Consider the following 17,280-nt stretch of genomic DNA (forward strand, 5'->3'; position numbering starts at 1 on the left):
GGTGGGTGCCCGCGAGTCGGCACCCACCGGGTGTGGGCCGCCGCGGTGGCTTCAGGCCCGGGACAGTCCGCGGTCCGTGGAGCGGCGGCGTATCCGCGTACCGTCCCGGACCTCGGTCCGGGCGGCCCGCCGCGCGCGGCGCCTCTCGCGGCGCAGCCGCCGGGCCGAGCTGCTCGGAATCGACACGACGCCGTTGCGCTGATTCCACACCTGCCGGGTGACCCACACGTCCAGCACCGACCATGTCGCGCCCACCGTGCTGGCCACGCTGCTCAGCACCATCGGGAAGGCCAGCCAGGACCCTGTCACCGAGGACAGGAAGGCCACCATCGCCTGGATGATCGTCAGCGACATGATCAGAACGGCCCGCACGGCCGCGGCGCGTACCGGGTCCGGCATCCGCCGCCGCAGCGCGGGCTCCTCGACCCAGAGCTGCTGCCGCGGAATCTCCGGCCGGCCGCCCGCAGAGGGCGTCGCACCCTTCGCCGCCCGGAACCGCTCCGACTCCGCGGCGCCATGACGCTCTTCCGTTTCCAAGGTCTTTCAACTCCCCACCACTGTCCGACTTCAGGGTTGCTGCCCGGCATGGGCGGTTTCTACGCGGACGGGCCGCCCCATCCTGCCGAACGCGCCCCTGCAGTCCCCCTACCCCCGTACAGACAGACGAGTGCCGGGCTGTGAAGATTCCCCCGAACCGTCACGGAACGAAGAATTCCAGCCAACTGGCGCGGGGAGGAATGTGGGGCTCTGGCTGGTCTCTTCTGTCGCTTTCACGAATTTCATCTCCAGGAATACCGGGACAACCCATGGTCAACTCCCAGTAAGGAGGCCGAAAATCGTCCGGATGTCCCTTCGAGTTGTCTGTGCGTCGGTAGTAGGCTCGCGCCGTTTGTTGACGGAACACCATCACCGCCCTGCGGTGCCGAGCTGGGGGAGGCCATGCGCTTTCGCGGAAAGTCCATCCGCAGGAAGATCGTGGCGTTGCTCCTGGTGCCGCTCGTCTCCCTCACCGCACTATGGGGCTTCGCCACTTATCTGACCGGTCGCGAGGCCGGTCAGCTGATGAGCGCGAGCACCGTGGTGGAGAAGATCGGCCACCCCCTGGAGGACACCGTCCGGGCCGTCCAGAACGAGCGCCGGCAGACCCTCGTCTTCCTCGCGGACCCGCGCGCCTCCGACGCCCTGCCTGTCCTGCGCCGCCAGCGCGCCGCCACCGACCGGGTCGTGAAGCAGGTCAACAGGAGCGCGGCGGAGAAAGACATCCGCGACGCGCTGCGCCCCGACGCCGAGACCCAGCTCAGCTCGATCCTGGGCGCCGTCGAGGGACTGCAGTCGCTCCGCGACTCCGTCGACAAGCGCACCATCGACCGGACCAAGGCGATGGAGTACTACAACAACCTCATCGACCCCTGCTACCGCTTCCTGACCGGCCTCCACGTCATGGAGAACGTGTCGATGGACAAGCAGGTCCGTGCCCTGGCGGGCATCTCGCGCGCCCGCGAAATGCTCTCCCAGGAAGACGCGCTCGCCGTGTCGGGGCTCCTCGCGGGACGGCTGACGGCCCCTGAACTCCGGCAGATCTCCGACCTCATCGCCAAGCGCGGACTGCTGTACGAGATCAACCTCGAAGCGCTTCCGGCCTCGGAGCGCCGCCGTGTCGAGCAGTACTGGGCGAGCCCGGACAGCGAGCCCCTGCGCTCCGCCGAGGACAAGCTCATCGCTCAGGGGCCCACCCACGACCCCCGCGCGATGGACGCCGCACGCTGGCAGGAGGTGGCCCCGCCGGTCCTGGACCGGCTGGCCAACGATTCGACCGAGATGAACAACCGCTTCCAGGACCGCGGCAGGCCCGCCGGCTACGGCGTCCTGATCAAGGCGGGTGTGGCCGGCGTCCTGGGATTCCTGGCCCTGCTCGTCTCGGTCTTCGTCTCCGTGCGCATCGGCCGGGAACTCATCCGCGACCTCTCACGCCTGCGCAAGGACGCCCACGAGGTCTCCGGGGTGCGCCTGCCGAGTGTGATGCGGCGTCTCGCGGCGGGCGAACACATCGACGTCGAGACCGAGTCCCCGCACCTCAACTACGAGCGTGACGAGATCGGCCAGGTCGGGCAGGCACTCAACATCCTGCAACGGGCCGCCGTCGAGGCCGCCGTCAGGCAGGCCGACATGCGCCGCGGGGTGTCCGAGGTGTTCGTCAACCTCGCCCGCCGCAACCAGGTGCTGCTGCACCGCCAGCTGACGCTCCTGGACACCATGGAGCGCCGCACCGAGAACACCGAGGAACTCGCCGACCTGTTCCGTCTCGACCACCTGACCACGCGCATGCGGCGCCACGCCGAGGGCCTGGTGATCCTCTCGGGAGCCGCGCCGTCACGGCAGTGGCGCAAGCCCATCCAGCTGATGGACGTGGTGCGCGCCGCGGTCGCCGAGGTGGAGGACTACGAACGGATCGAGGTCCGCAGGCTCCCCAGGATCGGTGTGGGCGGCCCGGCCGTCGCCGACCTCACCCACCTGATCGCCGAACTCCTGGAGAACGCCACGGTGTTCTCGCCCCCGCACACCGCGGTCCAGGTGCACGGCGAGCGCGTCGCCAACGGGTTCACCCTCGAAATCCACGACCGCGGGCTCGGCATGCCCGCGGAACTCCTCCTGGACGCCAACCTCCGACTCGCCGAGACACCCGAGTTCGAGCTGTCCGACACCGACCGGCTCGGCCTCTTCGTCGTCAGCCGGCTGGCCCAGCGGCAGAACGTCAGGGTGTCGCTCCAGACCTCCCCCTACGGCGGCACCACCGCGGTCGTCTTCATCCCGGCGGCGCTGCTCACCGACGCCCCGGAGGCGCACGGCACCGGATTCCGCCTCGACCGCAGGTCCGAGCGGGCGATCGCCAGCAGCAGGCCGGGCGGCGACGCGGCGGGCGGCGGCAAGGACGGCGGCGACGCGTCGGAGCGCCCCGACGGCGGCCGTCCGCAGAGCGGCAGGGCCGCCGGCCTCTCACCGGTGCCCACCGGGCTGGTGGATCCGGCACTGCTCGACGGTCCGGTCGAGCTCGAAGGGCCGGTCGGCCCGCTGGACTTCACCCGTGACCCGGTACTCGAAGCCGTCGCCGGACCAGGGCTCGACCCGGTGCTCGACGGTGTGTCCGACCTGGAGGACACCGAGAGCGAACGAGGCGGCATCTTCCGGGCCCGTGAGCTCCGGCGCGACGGCGACCGCGATCAGCACCAGCAGGCCGCCGACCAGATCGAGGACCCGGACGGTGTCCGGGAACTGCGCCCCGACGGTGTCAGGCCGCTGCCCCGCCGCACCCCGCCGACCCTGGTCACCGACCGGGGCCGCCGGATCGACGAGACGGGCCGGGCCCACCCCACGGCAGCCGACCCGGAGAGCACCCGCCCGGCGCCCGGACCCGGCCGGTCCGCGGACCGCGGCCGGCCCTCCGAGCCCCGGCAGTCCAACGGCTCGCCGGCCCGCACCGAGCACGCCATGTCTCCGGCGGCCACGCGCTCGGTGCCGGCGCCCCGCCCGTCGTCACCCGCCCGGACCCCGGCGCCCGCCCCCGAGACGGTCGGCGGGCTGCCCCGCAGGGTCCGGCAGGCCAGCCTCGCCCCGCAGCTCCGCGAGGGATCCGTCGGCCGCGCCGCGGAGCCGGACCCGGTGGAGAGCGCGGAGGACATCGAACGCGACGCCGACGAGGTACGCAGCCGCATGGCGTCGCTCCAGCGCGGCTGGCAGCGCGGCCGCCTCCAGAACGCCGAGGACGTGACCGGCCCCGGTGACACAGCACAAGGAACCACTCCGGGAGGGGACGGTCCATGACCGCACCGAACGCCGCAGCACTCAACTCAGCACGCGAGGGGTCCGGCGAACTCAACTGGCTCCTCGACGAACTCGTCGAGCGCGTCGCCAGCATCCGCAAGGCGCTGGTGCTCTCCAGCGACGGTCTCCCCACCGGCGCGTCCAAGGACCTGACCAGGGAGGACGGTGAGCACCTGGCGGCCGTGGCCTCCGGGTTCCACAGCCTCGCCAAGGGAGTCGGGCGGCACTTCGACGCCGGCCGGGTCCGCCAGACCGTCGTCGAACTCGACGAGGCGTTCCTGTTCGTCACGGCGGCCGGTGACGGCAGCTGTCTGGCCGTGCTCGCCGACTCCGACTCGGACGTCGGCCAGGTGGCGTACGAGATGACGCTGATGGTCAAGCGTGTGGGCGCCCACCTGGCCAACTCCCCCCGGACGACCGGTCTGCCCTCCGGAGGGTGAGTGGATGGCATGAGCGCCGACTCCTCCCGTTCCCCGGCTTCCCCCGGCGGTCCGCAGTCCTCGCGCTGGTACGACGCCGACGCGGGGCCGGTCGTCCGTCCGTACGCGATGACACGGGGACGTACCAGCAGCGCGTCCCGTCATCGTCTCGACCTGATCGCGATCGTCGTCCCCGAACCCGCGGCCGACGATCCCGGCCGGGACCAGATGCTCTCCCCGGAACACGTGGAGATCATCGAACTGTGCAACGGCATGCCCCAGTCGATCGCCGAGCTCGCGGCCGGTCTGGACCTCCCCGTCGGGGTGGTCCGGGTGCTGGTCGGTGATCTCGTCGAGGACGAGCTGGTGCATGTGACCCGTCCCGTTCCGCCGGCCGAGCTGCCGGACGTGAACATTCTTCGCGAGGTGATCAATGGCCTTCGGGCGCTCTAGCCGCAGCAGGCGGCCCGTGGAGCCCGTTACCCTGAAAATCCTGGTGGCGGGCGGCTTCGGAGTGGGCAAGACGACCATGGTGGGAGCGGTCAGCGAGATCAGGCCGCTGCGCACCGAGGAGAGGCTGACCGAGGCGGGACGTCCCGTGGACGACCTGGAGGGTGTCGAGGCGAAGACCACCACGACGGTGGCCATGGACTTCGGGCGGATCACGCTCCGCGAGGACCTGGTGCTGTACCTCTTCGGCACCCCGGGGCAGGACCGGTTCTGGTTCCTCTGGGACGAACTCGCCCAGGGCGCGCTGGGGGCGGTCGTCCTCGCGGACACCCGGCGCCTGGAGGACTGCTTCGCGGCGGTCGACTACTTCGAACGCCGGGCGATCCCCTTCGCCGTCGCCGTCAACTGTTTCGAGGGCGCCGACCTGTTCCCCACCGGGACGGTGCAGGCGGCGCTGGACCTGGATCCGGAGGTACCCGTGCTCCTGTGCGACGCGCGGGACAGGTCGTCCGTACGGGACGTGCTGGTGGCCGTCGTCGAACACGCGCTGGACCGCGTGGACGCACTGCGCGAACCCGCCACGACGTAGTCCGGCCCTGCGCGGGCCGGGCGGCACGTACCCCTGTTGGCAAGGGGTACGTGCCGCGCGTCGTGCGTACGGCGGCAGAGGCCGGAACGGGCCCGTCAGCGGACCGCGATCACCGCCGAGCCGTGGCCGAACAGCCCCTGGTTCGCGGTGATCCCGGCACGCGCGCCCGGAACCTGGCGCGCTCCCGCCGTGCCGCGCAACTGCCAGGTCAGCTCGCAGACCTGGGCGATCGCCTGCGCGGGCACGGCCTCGCCGAAGGACGCCAGCCCGCCGCTCGGGTTCACCGGGATGCGCCCGCCGAGCGCCGTCGCCCCCTCCCGGACGAGTACCGCGCCCTCACCGGCCGGGCACAGCCCGATGTCCTCGTACCACTCCAGCTCCAGGGCCGTCGAGAGGTCGTACACCTCGGCCAGCGACAGGTCGCCGGGCCCGATCCCGGCCTCCTCGTACGCCGCCCGTGCGATCGAGGCGCGGAAACTCGCGCTCGCCGGTTCCGCTGCGACCGCCGAATCGGTGGCGATGTCCGGCAGATCGAGCACCGCCTTCGGATACGTCGGCGTCACGGTCGACACGGCACGGATGCGGACCGGATCCGCGGCCCCGTGCCGCCGGGCGAACTCCATGCTGGACAGCACCAGCGCCGCCGCGCCGTCGGACGTGGCGCAGATGTCGAGCAGCCGCAGCGGATCGGCGACCACCGCGGACGCCGCGACCTGCTCGGCGCTCACGGCTGCCCGGTAGCGGGCATTGGGGTTCAGCGCGCCGGCTGCCGCATTCTTCACCTTGACCAGCGCGAAGTCCTCCGGGGTGTCCCCGTGCAAGGCCATCCGGCGACGGGCGTAGAGGGCGAAGTACGCGGGGTTCGTCGCGCCGAGCACCCGGAACCGCAGCCAGTCCGGATCGTCGGGCCGTTCGCCGCCCGCCGGGGCGAAGAACCCCTTGGGCGCCGCGTCCGCCCCCACCACGAGCACCACGTCCGCCATACCGGCCAGGATCTGCGCCCTGGCGGTGTTGACGGCCTGGGCGCCCGACGCGCAGGCCGCGTACACGCTGGTGACCCGGGCGCCCTGCCAGCCCAGCGCCTGCGCGAACGTCGCCCCGGCCACGTACCCCGGGTATCCGCCGCGCACGGTGTCCGCGCCGACCACCGACTGCACGTCCGGCCAGTCGACGCCCGCATCGGCGAGCGCGTCACGGGCCGCCACCCTGCCGTACTCCACGAAGCTGCGCCCCCACTTGCCCCACGGGTGCATCCCGGCCCCGAGAACCGCCACGTCCCCGCTCATCGCACACCGTCCCCGGCGCCGGTGTCCATGGGCCGCCAGTGCCAGGTCGTCCACACCGTGCCGTCGTCCGTGCCGTCGCCGGACTCCGGACCGAGCACCCCGGGCACGACCTCGACCGTCATCCCGACCGCGAGATCCGCCACGCCGACCCCCGGCGCGGCCTGCCCGAGCACCACCATCCGCTCGGCCGCGAGCTCCACGGCCACCAGCGTGTACGGCTCCCAGGGCACATCCGGGTCCGAGGGATAGGGGGCGGGCGGCCGGTAGCGGCCGTCGGTGTACGACCAGACCGTGCCGCGCCCGGACAGCGGGACCTCGACCGGTTCGCCGCCGGTACAGCGCGGATTGCGGCAGAAGCCGTCCTGACGGGGGAAGAAGACCGACGAGCAGAGCGGACAGCGGGTGCCCAGCAGCCGGAAGTCCTCCTCGGGGCCGTCCTCGGTGAACCACCCGGCCACCACGGGTATGTGCTTGCGCGGCAAAGTTCCTCCCCAGCACTGAATCTGACGGATCGTCAGAAGTGTGCCACGGTCAGCTGTTGTCGGCGAGCCACTTGGCAGCGGTCTCCGCGAGCTCCCGGTCGCGGCCGGCCAGCATCATCCGGATCATCTGCACATCGCCGCGCAACGACCAGGCCGGATGACCGAAGGAGGCCGGGTTGTTCCCCTCGATCAGGAAGTGGGCGGGCCAGGCGGTCCCGTACCCGATCAGCGGCAGCGCCGCCGCGTACCGCTTCCGGCCGCGTGCCAGGCCGTAGGCGGTGATCGCGAGCCCGGTCAGGGTGCCGGTCAGATGGACCCAGCGGGTCGCCGCCCTGGAGTGCATCGCGACGTAATAGGGCCAGAATTCCTCGTACGAATCGAACGTCTGCTGTGACATACGGGCACCGTAATGGCTGGAACGGCAACCGGATACGGCCGATTCGCGTCCGAGAAGAAGAACGGGTGGCCGGAACCCACGGGGGTGGTCCCAGTCACCCGTTTCCTCCCTTCGGTCTCAGTGACCGGCGACGGACCGACGGGCCACCGGGAAGTCGAAATAGGTGTCGGGGAACAGCTCCGGCGTGAAGGTGTAGTGCCACCACTCCTCGGCCAGATTGACGAATCCGGCGTCGGTGAGCGTCTTCTTCAGGAACTGCCGGTTGGTGCGCTGCACCCCCTGGATCCGCGGATCATCCGTGTGCGAGAGGGTGTCGAAGCAGTCGAATCCGGTGCCCATGTCGATCGAGTTGTCCGGGAAGCGCTCGGCCTGCGGCGCGTAGCAGGGGACCAGTTCCTGGCCCGGCCGGTACGGCGGGGTCGGCCGGGCCGGCAGCCTCACCAGCGTCAGGTCCACGGTGCTGCCCCGGCTGTGCCCGGACTTCTCCGCGATGTAACCGTCGGCGAACAGCCGGGTCTTGTCGACCCGGGGATAGAACTCGTCCTTCATGGTCTCGTCGTCGAGGTCCTTCGCCCACCGTACGAAGTGGTCGACGGCCCTCTGGGGCCGGTAGCAGTCGTACACCTTCAGTGAGTAGCCCAGGCGCAGCAGCCTGAGCTGGGCCCGGTGCAGTGCCTGGGCGGCGGGCCGGGTCAGGATGCAGAGGGGCTCGCGGTATCCGTCCACCGGTTCGCCCATGAAGTCGTGCCCGGTGGGATAGCGCATCTCCTGGATGATCGTGGCATCCACCGCACGCAGCGCGACGAACCCGTCGGGTGCCCTGGGCTCGGGCCTCGCCCGCGCCACCGGGGCTGCGGCGGTGACGGCGAGCAGAGCGGCGGCAGTGGCTGCCAGGACGCGGAGAGCGGAAACAAGACCTGTCATGAGCACATCGTCCATCAGTCCGGCGGTGCCGGGCACGTGATCGGATACAGTCCGCGCGTGTCCGCGACGACGAGGAGACCGGAGAAGCCCGTGAAGGACTCCCACTGCGACAGCTGCGGAGCCCCGTACACCGCCCTCGCGTCCCCGGACGCCTGGCCCCGCACCTGCGCCGTCTGCGGCGCCACCGCCTACCGCAACCCGCTCCCGGTCGCCGTCGCCCTGCTCCCCGTCACCGGCCGGGACGGCACCGGACTGGTCGTCATCACCCGCACCATCGAACCCTGCCCCGGCGGACGCGCACTCCCCGGCGGCTTCGTCGACCACGCCGAGGACTGGAAGCACGCGGTCGTCCGCGAACTCCGCGAGGAGACCGGCATCGAGGCCCACCGCGACGACGTCCGGCTCGCCGACGCCCTCAGCTCACCGGACGGCCACCTGCTCCTGTTCGGCCTGCTCCCGGCCCGGCCGGCCGCCGCCCTCCCGCCGTCCGCACCCACCGAAGAGACCTCAGGACACGAAGTCCTCTACGCCCCCGAGGACCTGGCGTTCCCCCTGCACACCGAGGCAGTCCGCTCCTGGTTCGCCGGCCGCTACCGCTGAGCGCGCTCACCGCCCCGGACCCGCACCGGGCAGTCCACCAGCCCTTCCTCACCGTCCCGCTCCACCACGACCCGCCCACCCGCCAGCCGCGTCGTGTACCGCTCGACCACCGCCGGCTCCCGGCCGTCCCCCGCGTCACGGACCACCGAACCGCCACCGCCGCGCCCCTCCGCCGGAGCCCAGACCTCCAGCTCCAGCCCACCGTCCGCACCCCGCACCGGAATCACGGAGCCGGCCCGCGCCAGCACCGGCACCCGCGACAACGGTGCCTCGACCACCACCTGACCAGGCCCCTCGTACACCGCACCGGTCACCGTGTCGTACCAGCGCCCCGGCGGGAGCCGCACCGCCCGTTCACCCACCCCCGGCCCCAGCACCGGCGCCACCAGCAGGGCGTCCCCCAGCAGGAACGCGTCCTCGCACTCCCGCAGCGCCCGGTCGCCCGGCGCACCCCACCACAACGGACGCGCGTACGGCGCACCCGTCAGCCGGGCCAGCTCCGCCAGCGTCACCCAGTACGGGCGCAGCCGCTCCCGCTCCCGCAGCACCTCCCGGGCCGCGTCGAGCACCCGGGGCCCGAACTCCCACGGCTCCCGGCGGCCCGCGTCGATCGCCGAATGCGTACGGAACAACGGCAGATACGCCCCCAGCTGGAACCACCTCAGATACATCTCCGGCGACGGCGAACCGTCGAACCCGCCCACATCCGGGCCCGAGTACGGCACCCCGCACAGCCCTAGACCCAGCACCAGCGCCAACGAGGCCCGCAGCCCCGGCCAGCCCGTCGACACGTCACCGGACCACGTGCCCCCGTACCGCTGCATCCCCGCCCACCCGGACCGCGAGAACAGGAACGGCCGCTCGTCCGGACGCAGCCGGCGCAGCCCCTCGTACCCGGCGCGCGCCATGGCGAGGCCGTACACGTTGTGCGCCTCCCGGTGATCGCCGCCGCGCCCCTCCAGCGAGTGGCGCGCCGAACGGGGCAGCGTCGGGTCACCGAACGCCGCGAACGACACCGGCTCGTTCATGTCGTGCCAGACACCGGAGAACCCCTGCGCCAGCCGCTCCCCGTACAGCCCGCCCCACCACTCGCGCACCCGCGGATCGGTGAAGTCCGGATACACGCACTCACCCGGCCACACCTCCCCGCGCACGATCCGGCCCCGGGCGTCCCGCACGAACGCACCCGAGACCCCCACCGCCGTACCGCCGTCGAACACCGCGTTCCCCGGCGTGGCGGGCACCGCCGGGTCGACGATCGACACCAGCCGCACCCCGTCCCCGCGCAACTCCTCGGCCAGCCCCGGAAGACCGGGAAACCGTTCCTGATCCACCGTGAACACCCGGTGCGCGTCGTAGTGGTCTATGTCCAGATGCAGCACGGACAACGGCAGCCCCCGCTCCCGGTACCCCGACACGATCCGCCGTACCTCCCGCCCGCTCCCGAAGCCCCAGCGGGCGTGCTGCGGACCCAGCGCCCAGGACGGCGGCAGCGCCGGCGCGCCCGTCAGGGCCGTCCAGCCCTGGAGCACCCGGGCCGGTGTGCCCGCCACCACCCAGCAGCGCAGCGGCCCGCCGTCCATCCGCACCTCGGACATCCCCGGACGGTCGTGACCGGAACCGGCGCCCTCCTCTCCCTCGCGCAGGGTCACCCGGCCCGCCCAGGAGTTGTCGTGGAAGGCCAGATGCGTCCCCGCGTCCGAGACCACCAGCTGGACCGGCATCGTCACGTACAGGGGGTCGTCGTCCGGCCCGAACCGCCCGCCCGGATCGGTGTTCCACAACCCGTACACGCCGTCCCGCAGCCGGGGCCCGCCCGCTCGCCCGCCGAGCCCGAAGAACCGTGCGTCCGCCGGGACCTCCGAGCGCTGCACCCAGCGCGCGGGCCCGCCCGCCACCGGCTCCCACCACCGGGGCGGCAGCTCACGACGGAGCACCACACCGCCCGGAGTGCGCAGCTCCACCGCCCCGTGCCGGGACACCGCGACGGTCAGCCGCTCCGACACCACCTGCCATCCGCCGTCCTTGTCCGGCTCCAGAACGGCCCGCGGATCCGCGTCGGGAGCCGGCCCCGGCAGGGCGTACGACGGCAGCGGCTCCGCCCCGTCCCACCCCCAGAAGACCGCACCCCCCACAGCCACCCGGACGCTCAGCTCCGAACGCGCGAACCGCACCACACCACCGCCCTGCCCCGGCTCCGCCCCCACCACGGGCCCCGGCACCCTCGCCCGCTCCGGGCCGCGCGACGGCAACGCCCGCGCATCCGCCCGCGAGCGCCGCCACGCCGAGCGCACCGTACGCAGTCCCTGCCTCGAACCCACCGACTTCACCGAGCGCACCAGGTCACGACCGTTCATGCGGCTCACCCTGCCATCCGCCGGGACGGGAACGGGCGCTGTTCAACTTCCGTTCACTCACGGACCGGACACGGCCCGAGGCGGCCGGACGTGGCCGGACCACATATCCGGACACGCGGTCGTGGACGGGCGGCCCTGGTGCGAAGGACGATCACATGGCATCGTCCGTGAAGGCCGCCTCACGCGCACACCCCAGCACGTGCGCGCGACCCACGCCGACCCGCGTACCCGTACAGCCAGGAGCCGACCCATGACCTCAGCAGCCGACGAAGCCCCCCTCTGGCAGCCCGGCCCGGACCGCATCGCGACCGCGACCGTCACCCGCTTCCAGAAGTGGGCGGCCGAGCGCCACGGAGCACCGGCCGAAGGCGGATACGCGGCGCTGCACCGCTGGTCGGTCGACGAACTGGACACCTTCTGGCAGGCCGTCGCCGAATGGTTCGACGTACGGTTCTCCACCCCGTACGAGACCGTCCTCGGCGACCGCACCATGCCCGGCGCCCAGTGGTTCCCCGGCGCCACCCTCAACTACGCCGAACACGCGCTGCGCACCGCCGAGAACGCCCTGCGCGCCGACGCGCCCGCACTGCTCCACGTGGACGAGACCCACACCCAGATCCCCACCTCCTGGTCCGAGCTCCGCCGCCGGGTCGGCTCGCTCGCCGCCGAACTCCGCGCGCTCGGCGTCACCCCCGGCGACCGGGTCAGCGGCTACCTCCCCAACATCCCCGAGGCGGTCGTCGCCTTCCTCGCCACCGCCGCCGTCGGAGCCGTCTGGACCTCCTGCGCCCCCGACTTCGGCGCCCGCAGCGTCCTCGACCGCTTCCAGCAGGTCGAGCCCGTCGTCCTGTTCACCGTCGACGGCTACCGATACGGCGGCAAGGAGCACCACCGCGCCGACACCGTCGCCGAACTGCGCCGCGAACTCCCCACCCTGCGCGCCGTCGTCCACATCCCGCTGCTGGGCACCGACGCGCCCGAAGGCGCCCTCGACTGGTCCGCGCTCATCGCCGCGGACACCGAACCCGTCTTCGAGCAGGTCCCCTTCGACCACCCGCTGTGGGTGCTCTACTCCTCCGGCACCACCGGCCTCCCCAAGGCCATCGTCCAGTCCCAGGGCGGCATCCTGCTCGAACACTTCAAGCAGATCGGCCTGCACTGCGACCTCGGCCCCGAGGACCGCTTCTTCTGGTACACCTCCACCGGCTGGATGATGTGGAACTTCCTCGTCTCCGGCCTCCTCACCGGCACCACACTCGTGCTGTACGACGGAAGCCCCGGCTACCCGGACGTCAGCGCCCAGTGGCGCGTCGCGGAACAGACGGGCGCCACACTGTTCGGCACCTCCGCCGCCTACGTCATGGCCTGCCGCAAGGCCGGCATCCACCCGGGGCGCGACTTCGACCTCTCCCGCGTCCAGTGCGTCGCCACCACCGGCTCCCCGCTCCCGCCCGACGGGTTCCGCTGGCTCCACGACGAAGTGGCCGACGACCTGTGGATCGCGTCCGTCAGCGGCGGCACCGACGTCTGCAGCTGCTTCGCCGGAGCGGTCCCCACCCTCCCCGTCCACATCGGTGAGCTCCAGGCCCCCGCTCTCGGCACGGATCTCCAGTCCTGGGACCCGGCGGGCAACCCGCTGACCGGCGAGGTCGGCGAACTCGTCGTCACCAAGCCCATGCCGTCCATGCCGATCCGCTTCTGGAACGACCCCGACGGCAGCCGCTACCACGACAGCTACTTCGACATGTACCCCGGAGTCTGGCGCCACGGGGACTGGATCACGATCACCGACCGCGGCTCCGTCGTCATCCACGGCCGCTCCGACTCCACCCTCAACCGCCAGGGCGTACGGATGGGTTCCGCCGACATCTACGAAGCGGTCGAGCGCCTCCCGCAGATTCGCGAATCGCTCGTCATCGGGCTGGAGGAGCCCGACGGCGGCTACTGGATGCCGCTCTTCGTCCACCTCGCGGAGGGCGCCGCGCTCGACGACGAACTGCGCGCCGCCATCAAGCGCACCATTCGCGAGAACCTCTCCCCGCGCCACGTCCCGGACGAGGTCATCGAGGTCCCCGGCATCCCGCACACCCTCACCGGCAAGCGCATCGAGGTTCCGGTCAAGCGGCTGCTCCAGGGAACGGCCCTGGCCAAGGCTGTCAACCCCGGCTCCATCGACAACCTGGAACTCCTCCACTTCTACGAGGAGCTGGCACGCAAGCGCCGCTGACGGACGCCACTGTCAGTACCCGTGATTACTCTGAGTGAGCAATGATCGACAGCGCACTGGGGGAATCATGGCGCAGACCAGGAACAAGCAGACCAGGAACAAACGGGCCACGATCCACGGCCGGACCGGCACCACCATGCGACGCGCGCTGCGCCGCGAAGCACCGAGCACCATCGGCCTCCTGACCGATGAACAGGACTTCGCGGTGATGCGCCACTACGCCACGTTCACCTTCGACGACCACTCCGTCTACCTCCAGCAGGTGGAAGGCCTGCTCAAAGCACTCGCCGCGCAGGGCATGCACACCACGGTCGCCCTCTTCGACCCGGAGGAGTACGCGGAGTTCTGCGCCGAATCGGACATCGCGCCCGACTCCCCGGCCAGCCGCAGCCGCTTCACCGCGGAGATCGCCGCGATCGGAGCCACCGTCACCTACACCGGACAGCCACTCGACACCCTGATCCCGCTCCTCGTCTCCCGGTCGGTGCGCCGGGCCACCTGGGAGTACGCCACGATGCTCCTGGCCGGTCTGGGGGAGTGCGCCGACTGCGGCCAGGACGTCGGCCGCGCGGCATTCGACCGGGCGTCCCACCTCCTGCTGCGCACCCTTGAGACAGCGGGCCCCGGCACCCACCACCTGGTGTGCAGCACCCCCACGGAGAACGAGCAGCTGCTCGCCGTCCTGCACACCGAACGCCACATGAGCGGACCGGCCCGCCTCGACTCGGCGGAAGGAGCCGAATTCGTGACCGTGCTTGCCGTCGGCATCGCCCTCGAAAGCCGCGGGGGAGTGGTCCTGCGGACGAGCGCGCCCGGCACCCCGGACCGGGTGCACGGCTGGCGGCTGATCCGCGGCAGCCTCGCACCGCTCACCGCGGGCGAGGTCTTCAGCGCCTACTGCACCGATGCCGACACCGGGGAGCCGGTCTCCCCGGAGTCCGGCGTGGAGTACTGCGCGGGCTTCGACATCGGCGCCGACGAGCCGGAACCCCACCACTGACAAGCGGAAGGGGCTCCCCGCCACCATCGGCGGGAAGCCCCTTCTCCTCAGCGTCCGGGCGACGCGGTCCTACTCGCCCGAAAGCACCGCCTGCGCGGCGACCCGCGCCTCCTCTGCGGAGTCCGACGCACGTGCGGCGGACGCGGCCCGCTCGCACTGCGCGAGCGTGTACTTCGCCAGGGTGGTGCGCACATAAGGAATGGAAGCGGCGCCCATCGACAGCGACGTCACCCCCAGGCCGGTCAGGACACAGGCGAGCAGCGGATCGGCGGCAGCCTCGCCACAGACGCCACAGCTCTTGCCCTCGGCCCTGGCCGCGTCGGCCGACATGGCCACGAGGTCCAGCAGTGCGGGCTGCCACGGGTCCTGCAGCCGGGACACCGCACCCACCTGACGGTCCGCCGCGAAGGTGTACTGCGCCAGGTCGTTGGTGCCCAGCGACAGGAACTCCACCTCCTGAAGCACCGAACGGGCGCGCAGCGCGGCCGACGGGATCTCGACCATCGCGCCGAACTTCGCGTTCAGCCCTGCCTCGCGGCACGCGTCGGCGAACGCCTTGGCGTCCGCACGGTCCGCGACCATGGGCGCCATGACCTCGAGATAGACGGGCAGCCCCTCGGCCGCCTTCGACAGCGCGGTCAGCTGGGTCCGCAGCACATCGGGGTGGTCCAGCAGACTGCGCAGCCCGCGCACGCCCAGCGCCGGGTTCGGCTCGTCCGCCGGGGTCAGGAACTCCAGCGGCTTGTCCGCGCCGGCGTCCAGCACCCGCACCACGACACGTCCCTCGGGGAACGCCTCAAGCACCGCGCGGTACGCCGCGATCTGCTTCTCCTCGGACGGCGCCTGCTTGCTGTCGTCGAGGAAGAGGAACTCGGTGCGGAACAGCCCCACACCCTCGGCACCCGCCTCGACGGCCGCCGGCACATCGCCGGGCCCGCCGACATTGGCGAGCAGCGGCACCTTGTGGCCGTCGGACGTCGCACCGGGACCGGTCGACGTGGACAACGCGGCCTTCCGCGCGGCCGCGGCGCTCTCCATCTCCGCCCGCTTCTCGGCGCTCGGCTCGACGAAGATCTCGCCGGTGCTGCCGTCCACCGCGATCACGGTGCCCTCGGCCAGCTCGCCGGCGCCGGGGAGTGCCACGACGGCGGGCACACCGAGCGCCCGCGCCAGAATGGCGCTGTGGCTGGTCGGTCCGCCCTCCTCGGTGACGAAGCCGAGCACCAGCGTCGGGTCGAGCAGCGCCGTGTCGGCGGGAGCCAGGTCCCGCGCGATCAGCACGTACGGCTCGTCGCTGTCGGGGACACCCGGCATCGGGACACCGAGCAGCCGGGCCACGATCCGATTGCGCACATCGTCGAGGTCGGCGACACGGCCCGCGAGGTACTCCCCGGCACCGGCCAGCAGCGCCCGGTACGAGGCGAACGCGTCGTACACGCCCCGCTCGGCGGTGCTGCCGACAGCGATGCGCCGGTCGACATCAGCCATGAGCTCGGGGTCCTGGGCCATCATGGCCTGGGCCTCCAGCACGTGCTGGGCCTCGCCACCGGCCAGGTTGCCGCGTGCGACGAGGTCGGCCGCCACAGCTTCCACGGCCTGCCGCGCCCGCCCCTGTTCGCGCTCCGCCTCCTCGGCCGGGATCTGCTTGGCCGGCGGTTCGAGCACTGCTGTGCCCATGTGCCGTACCTCGCCGATCGCCACACCGTGGCTCACGCCTACGCCCCGCAGCGTTGTCTCCATTTCACCTGTCTCCGATTGTGCGGCGGACGATGTCCCCGCGGTGGATATCCGGTCGGCTGTCACTGCGCCGAACGTATTACTGCCAGCCGAACAGCGCGTCGCCGACCTTCACGTCGCCGTCCTCGACGACGTCGGAGAGGGAATCCGGAGTTGCCTCCAGCGCGACGACGGGGCAGATCGGGGACTTGCCGGCAGCCTCCACGGCGGCCGGGTCCCAACGCACGATGCTCTGGCCGCGCGTGACGGTGTCACCCTTGTTCACGAGGAGCTCGAAGCCGTCACCATTGAGCTGGACCGTGTCGATACCGAGGTGGGTCAGAACCCCGTGTCCCTCGCCGTCCACCACTACAAAGGCGTGCGGGTGGAGGGAGACGACGATTCCGTCGACCGGCGACACGGCCTCCGACGGCTCACGCACGGGGTCGATGGCGGTACCGGGACCGACCATCGCGCCGGAGAAGACCGGGTCGGGCACCGCGGCGAGCCCGATGGCGCGTCCGGCAAGAGGGGACGTCACAGTGGTCATGGGGAGCCTCCCAGAGTGGAGCATTCAATGGTGCCGCCGGGGCTTGGTAGGAGGGCGGCGTACTGCTCAGCAGGGTAAGTCATGGGAAGTCCCGGTTCCGCCTGAGTCCTGGCGGTTCGAGGACCTAGGGGTGCACCGGAAACGATTTGCCTCGTCTCCCGGCAGCCTGTACTGTCGTACTCCTGCCTGACCCCAACGCGACATTGAGTCGGGGGTCGGCGGCGACTATTAAGCCCAAACCCTAACCCGAAGTCGGCACCGGCATGTCTGCTGGGGCTGGTAAATCGGACCGGAAAGGCCTGATAGAGTCGGACTCACCGAAAGGGAAAAGCGCGAAAGCGAAATTCCCCGAAGGTAATCCAGAACAATCCCGCTTCGACCGGGAATCGGACACGAAAGAGTCTGATAGAGTCGGAAACGCAAGACCGAAGGGAAGCGCCCGGAGGAAAGCCCCAGAAAATGTT

The 17,280-nt window shown here is 71.5% G+C and carries 15 protein-coding genes; 7 read left to right on the forward strand and 8 right to left on the reverse strand.

Annotation, left to right across the window (positions count from 1 at the left end; genetic code table 11):
* Window positions 1–51 precede the first annotated feature (51 nt).
* Window positions 52–537 carry a hypothetical protein gene (locus tag ACIO3R_RS36720; protein ID WP_385036238.1) on the reverse strand — a complete coding sequence of 162 codons (486 nt, stop codon included), beginning with the start codon at window positions 535–537 and terminating at the stop codon, window positions 52–54.
* A 402-nt stretch (window positions 538–939) separates the two neighbouring features.
* On the opposite strand from ACIO3R_RS36720, the gene ACIO3R_RS36725 reads away from it, so the two are divergent.
* The 4 genes from ACIO3R_RS36725 to ACIO3R_RS36740 are packed head-to-tail and all read left to right on the forward strand — an operon-like array spanning window position 940 to window position 5,277.
* Window positions 940–3,819: a nitrate- and nitrite sensing domain-containing protein gene (locus tag ACIO3R_RS36725; protein ID WP_385036239.1), complete on the forward strand. Its 2,880-nt coding sequence runs from the start codon at window positions 940–942 to the stop codon at window positions 3,817–3,819.
* The gene (locus ACIO3R_RS36730) at window positions 3,816–4,259 is read left to right on the forward strand and encodes a roadblock/LC7 domain-containing protein (protein WP_385036240.1); all 444 of its coding nucleotides are present in this window, start codon (window positions 3,816–3,818) and stop codon (window positions 4,257–4,259) included. The genes ACIO3R_RS36725 and ACIO3R_RS36730 overlap by 4 nt, the downstream gene beginning before the upstream one ends.
* A 9-nt stretch (window positions 4,260–4,268) precedes the next feature.
* Window positions 4,269–4,691, forward strand: a complete 423-nt coding sequence (locus tag ACIO3R_RS36735; protein WP_385036241.1) for a DUF742 domain-containing protein — start codon at window positions 4,269–4,271, stop codon at window positions 4,689–4,691.
* Window positions 4,672–5,277 (forward strand): ATP/GTP-binding protein, encoded by a 606-nt coding sequence (locus ACIO3R_RS36740; protein WP_385036242.1) that lies wholly within the window; start codon window positions 4,672–4,674, stop codon window positions 5,275–5,277. The genes ACIO3R_RS36735 and ACIO3R_RS36740 overlap by 20 nt, the downstream gene beginning before the upstream one ends.
* Window positions 5,278–5,372: 95 nt before the next feature.
* On the opposite strand, the gene ACIO3R_RS36745 is transcribed toward ACIO3R_RS36740, so the two are convergent.
* From ACIO3R_RS36745 to ACIO3R_RS36760, 4 genes are all read right to left on the reverse strand, one after another.
* Window positions 5,373–6,563 (reverse strand): lipid-transfer protein, encoded by a 1,191-nt coding sequence (locus ACIO3R_RS36745; protein ID WP_402111360.1) that lies wholly within the window; start codon window positions 6,561–6,563, stop codon window positions 5,373–5,375.
* Window positions 6,560–7,045 (reverse strand): Zn-ribbon domain-containing OB-fold protein, encoded by a 486-nt coding sequence (locus ACIO3R_RS36750; RefSeq protein ID WP_402111362.1) that lies wholly within the window; start codon window positions 7,043–7,045, stop codon window positions 6,560–6,562. The genes ACIO3R_RS36745 and ACIO3R_RS36750 overlap by 4 nt, the downstream gene beginning before the upstream one ends.
* A gap of 49 nt (window positions 7,046–7,094) precedes the next feature.
* A complete protein-coding gene (locus tag ACIO3R_RS36755; protein ID WP_362966256.1) occupies window positions 7,095–7,442 on the reverse strand; it encodes a DUF962 domain-containing protein in 348 nt (115 codons plus the stop codon).
* A 117-nt stretch (window positions 7,443–7,559) separates the two neighbouring features.
* Window positions 7,560–8,366 carry a M15 family metallopeptidase gene (locus tag ACIO3R_RS36760; RefSeq protein WP_402111364.1) on the reverse strand — a complete coding sequence of 269 codons (807 nt, stop codon included), beginning with the start codon at window positions 8,364–8,366 and terminating at the stop codon, window positions 7,560–7,562.
* A gap of 57 nt (window positions 8,367–8,423) precedes the next feature.
* Between ACIO3R_RS36760 and ACIO3R_RS36765 the strand changes: the two genes are divergently transcribed.
* On the forward strand, window positions 8,424–8,966 hold the full coding sequence (locus ACIO3R_RS36765; RefSeq protein WP_385036246.1) for an NUDIX domain-containing protein: 543 nt from the start codon (window positions 8,424–8,426) through the stop codon (window positions 8,964–8,966).
* Here ACIO3R_RS36765 and ACIO3R_RS36770 read toward each other — a convergent pair.
* The gene (locus tag ACIO3R_RS36770; RefSeq protein ID WP_402111366.1) at window positions 8,957–11,323 is read right to left on the reverse strand and encodes a glycoside hydrolase family 31 protein; all 2,367 of its coding nucleotides are present in this window, start codon (window positions 11,321–11,323) and stop codon (window positions 8,957–8,959) included. The genes ACIO3R_RS36765 and ACIO3R_RS36770 overlap by 10 nt on opposite strands.
* A 250-nt stretch (window positions 11,324–11,573) precedes the next feature.
* On the opposite strand from ACIO3R_RS36770, the gene ACIO3R_RS36775 reads away from it, so the two are divergent.
* The gene (locus ACIO3R_RS36775) at window positions 11,574–13,550 is read left to right on the forward strand and encodes an acetoacetate--CoA ligase (protein ID WP_385036248.1); all 1,977 of its coding nucleotides are present in this window, start codon (window positions 11,574–11,576) and stop codon (window positions 13,548–13,550) included.
* A 67-nt stretch (window positions 13,551–13,617) separates the two neighbouring features.
* Window positions 13,618–14,550, forward strand: coding sequence for a hypothetical protein (locus ACIO3R_RS36780; protein WP_385036249.1), 933 nt, complete (start codon window positions 13,618–13,620; stop codon window positions 14,548–14,550).
* 69 nt (window positions 14,551–14,619) lie between these two features.
* Here the strand turns inward: ACIO3R_RS36780 and ptsP are convergent, their stop codons facing one another.
* Window positions 14,620–16,290, reverse strand: coding sequence for a phosphoenolpyruvate--protein phosphotransferase (ptsP, locus tag ACIO3R_RS36785; protein ID WP_402111368.1), 1,671 nt, complete (start codon window positions 16,288–16,290; stop codon window positions 14,620–14,622).
* A 76-nt stretch (window positions 16,291–16,366) separates the two neighbouring features.
* Window positions 16,367–16,816: a PTS glucose transporter subunit IIA gene (locus ACIO3R_RS36790; RefSeq protein WP_402111369.1), complete on the reverse strand. Its 450-nt coding sequence runs from the start codon at window positions 16,814–16,816 to the stop codon at window positions 16,367–16,369.
* Between the last annotated feature and the right edge of the window lie 464 nt (window positions 16,817–17,280).

The sequence above is a fragment of the Streptomyces sp. NPDC087428 genome (assembly GCF_044744085.1).
GTDB lineage: Bacteria > Actinomycetota > Actinomycetes > Streptomycetales > Streptomycetaceae > Streptomyces.